The 542-nt window shown below is 49.8% G+C and carries 1 protein-coding gene; it reads left to right on the forward strand.

Annotation, left to right across the window (positions count from 1 at the left end; all coding sequences use genetic code 11):
* The coding region (gene ccsA / locus R7R78_RS28930) for a cytochrome c biogenesis protein CcsA (protein ID WP_225474947.1) at positions 1-542 on the forward strand (542 nt) is incomplete at both ends.

The raw sequence follows: 542 nt of genomic DNA on the forward strand, positions 1-542 counted from the left end.
TCCTACGTACGTTACCGTTCTTCCCTGTTGATGGTCGAGATTTGAACCCGCTTCTGCAAGACCCTGGGCTGATTGTGCATCCACCAATGCTGTACATGGGTTACGTCGGTTTCTCTGTTGCGTTTTCGTTCGCGATTGCTTCTCTAATGACAGGTCGTCTTGATACAGCATGGGCGCGCTGGTCTCGTCCTTGGACAACGGCGGCTTGGGTATTCCTAACTTTGGGTATCGCACTAGGTTCTTGGTGGGCTTATTACGAACTTGGTTGGGGCGGCTGGTGGTTCTGGGATCCAGTAGAAAACGCATCCTTTATGCCTTGGCTAGCAGGTACTGCACTTATGCACTCGCTAGCAGTGACGGAAAAACGCGGTACATTTAAAGCTTGGACAGTATTGCTAGCGATCTCTGCATTCTCGTTGAGTTTGTTAGGTACTTTCTTAGTTCGTTCGGGCATTTTGGTGTCGGTACACGCGTTTGCGTCCGATCCTTCTCGCGGTATGTTTATCCTTGGTTTCCTTGTCTTCGTTATCGGTGGCTCTTTA

This window comes from Vibrio sp. 2134-1 (assembly GCF_033339495.1).